General features: G+C 74.4%; 2 protein-coding genes. Both read left to right on the forward strand.

The window, feature by feature from the left end:
• A partial coding sequence (locus WBA97_RS20375; RefSeq protein WP_424232462.1) for an ATP-binding cassette domain-containing protein occupies nucleotides 1-1,156 on the forward strand: 1,156 nt, incomplete at its 5' end.
• Nucleotides 1,153-2,922, forward strand: coding sequence for an ABC transporter ATP-binding protein (locus WBA97_RS20380; protein WP_424232463.1), 1,770 nt, complete (start codon nucleotides 1,153-1,155; stop codon nucleotides 2,920-2,922). The genes WBA97_RS20375 and WBA97_RS20380, both read left to right, overlap by 4 nt.
• The last annotated feature ends 171 nt before the right edge of the window (nucleotides 2,923-3,093 follow it).

Genomic DNA, 3,093 nt, shown 5'->3' on the forward strand with positions numbered 1-3,093 from the left:
GCGCAGCGCGGAGCGGCAGGCCGCGGCGGGCCGCACCACGGCCGTGGCCACCGACCTCGTCGCAGGGCTGCGGACGTTGCGGGGCATCGGCGCCCAGCGGCACGCGGCCGTCCGCTACCGGGGAGCCAGCGAACAGGCGCTCGCCGCGACCCGCCGGGCCGCGTCGGCGACCGGGACCTACCAGGGCGTCACCACCCTCCTCAGTGGACTGTTCCTCGCCGCGATCGCCGGGGTGGCCGGATGGTACGCGACCACCGGCCGGCTCACGGTCGGCGAGCTGGTCGCGGTCGTCGGGCTCGCCCAGTTCCTCGCGGAACCCGTGCGGACACTGGGCTTCAGCGGTCAGATCCTGGCGATGGCGCGTGCGTCGGCCGACCGTGTCGCGGCCGTCCTCGGCGCCACACCGCTGGTCGAACCGGGCCTGCGAACCGCGCAGGCGCCCACCGACCCGAGGATCGAGCTGCGGGCCGTGTCGTGCCGGACGCTGCGCGACGTGTCCTTCCGGATCGCGCCGGGTGAGCTGGTGGGGGTGGTGGCCGACGACCAACGGGACGCCGACACGCTGCTCGCCCTGCTGGCAGGCCGCGTCCCGGCGGACGAGATCACCGGTGCCGTGCTCGTGGACGGCGTGCCGGTCAGTGAGCTGACGCTCGACGCACTGCGGGCGACGGTGCTGGTCGAGCACCACGACGTGGCGCTGTTCGAGGGCACCCTCCGGTCGAACATCGCGGGCGCGCGGGACGGGACGGCCGACGAGGACCTGCTCGCCGCGTTGCACACCGCCGCCGCGGAGGACCTGCTCGTCAACCGGGACGAGGGCGTCGACCTGCCGGTGACCGACCGGGGCATGTCGCTGTCCGGCGGACAGCGACAGCGCATCGGCGTGGCCAGAGCACTCATCGCCGATCCACCCGTGCTCGTGTTGCACGACCCGACCACCGCCGTGGACGCGGTCACCGAGGAGCGGCTGGCGCAGCGTCTCACCCGCGCGCGGGTGCGGGGCCCGGCCGCCACGGTCGTCGTGACCAGCAGCCCGGCCCTGCTCGGCAAGGCGGACCGGGTGGTTGTCGTCCGCGCGGGCACGGTCGACCGCGAGGGCTGCCACGCCGACCTGGTCGAGACCGACGACGACTACCGGACGGCGGTGCTGCGGTGACAGAGGTGACCGGGGAGACCGCGATGCTGCCCATCGCGACCTCGCGGCGCACCTGGGCCGTGCTCCGCGCCGAGGCACGCGGGCACCAGGGACTCGCGGTGGGCACGCTGGCCGTTTCCGTCGGCGCCTGCCTGGCCGGACTCGTCGCGCCGTGGGCGCTCGGCGGGCTGGTCGACGACATCGCGGGTGGCGAGGGTGGCGACCGGGTCTGGTTCGCCGTGCTGGTCATCGCGGGCGCCGCGATCGTGGGCGGCGTCCTCACCGGCGTCGGCGCGGCACTCGTGGCCAGGCTGGGCGAGACGATCCTCGCGCGGATACGGGAACGTGTCGTCGACCGCGCGCTGCACCTGCCGTCGGCCACCATCGAACGGGTCGGCACCGGCGACCTCGTCTCCAGGGTCGGCGACGACGTGTCGGTCGTGACCGGCGCGATCACCACCACCGGCCCGGAGGTCGTACAGGCGGTGCTCACCGTCGTGCTCACCGGCGCCGGGCTGTTCGTACTGGACTGGCGACTCGGCCTCGCCGGCCTCGCCGCCGCGCCGATGTACGTGCTCGCCGTGCGCTGGTACCTGCCGCGCTCCGCGCCCTTCTACGCACGCGAACGCGCCGCGGTCGGCCGGCGCACACAGGAACTGGTCAGCTCGCTGCGCGGTGGGCACGCGATCCGTGCCCACCGGCTAGAGCACCGTCACACGGCCCGGATCGATGCCCGCTCGACCGAGGCGGTCGACCTGTCCCTCGGTGTCTTCTGGCTCTTCACCCGGTTCGCCTCCCGCCTCAACCGGGCGGAGTTCGTCGGGCTCACCGCCGTGCTCACGGTCGGCTTCCTGCTGGTGCGCGGCGACCTCGTCACGATCGGCGCGGCCACCGCCGCCGCGCTGTACTTCCACCGGCTGTTCAACCCGATCGGCGTGCTGGTGCTCCAGTTCGACGAGCTCCAGGAGGCCGGCGCGAGCCTCGCGCGGCTGGCCGGGGTCGTCGATCTCCCGCTGACCGGGGAACCGGCCGACCCGGACCAGCCTGCCGACTGGTCGCTCGAGGTCACGGCGGTCTCCCACAGCTACGACGCAGGCCCGCCCGCACTGCGTGAGGTCACCGTTCGCGTCGGCGCGGGCGAGCGGGTCGCGCTCGTCGGCGCGAGCGGCGCTGGCAAGACGACACTCGCCGCGGTCGCGGCCGGGGTGCTGTCCCCGACGACCGGCGCGGTGCGGCTCGGCGGCGTCGAACTGACCGCGCTCGGCGAGCACCGGGTGCGGACCGCGGTGGCTCTGCTGAGCCAGGAGGTGCACGTGTTCTCCTGCTCGCTCCTTGACGACCTGCGCCTGGCCCGGCCGGACACGACCGACGACGAGGCGCTCGCCGCCCTCGACGTCGTCGGCGCGCTCGGCTGGGTGCGGGCACTGCCCGACGGACTCGCCACGGAGGTGGGGGAGGGCGGGCACGTGCTCACCTCCGCGCAGTCCCAGCAGGTCGCGCTCGCCCGGCTGGTGCTCGCCGACCCGCCGGTGGCGATCCTCGACGAGGCGACCGCGGAGGCGGGCAGCGCGGGCGCACGTGCGCTGGAGGCCGCGGCGCTGGCCGCGACCGAGGGCCGCACGACGCTGGTCATCGCCCATCGCCTGACCCAGGCCGCGACGGCGGACCGGGTGATCGTGCTCGATGAGGGTGTGGTCGTCGAGTCCGGTACCCACGACGACCTGCTCGCGGCGGGTGGCCGCTACGGCGAGCTGTGGTGGAGTTGGACCGGCACCCGGGAGCGGTGAGTGCCAGTTTGCTCACACGGGGCAAGGGAACACCTTGAGAACTTAGGTTAGCTTTGCCTAATATCAAGGGAGTGGTCGGGGTGGGGCGGGCCGCCCCACCTCAGGGAGCCGTCGATGAGCCTCGCCGCCTCGCGTCTCGAGCACGGTGACGGCGGCGCCGGCATTCACGGC

The organism is Actinophytocola sp. (assembly GCF_049647105.1).
Lineage (GTDB): Bacteria > Actinomycetota > Actinomycetes > Mycobacteriales > Pseudonocardiaceae > Actinophytocola.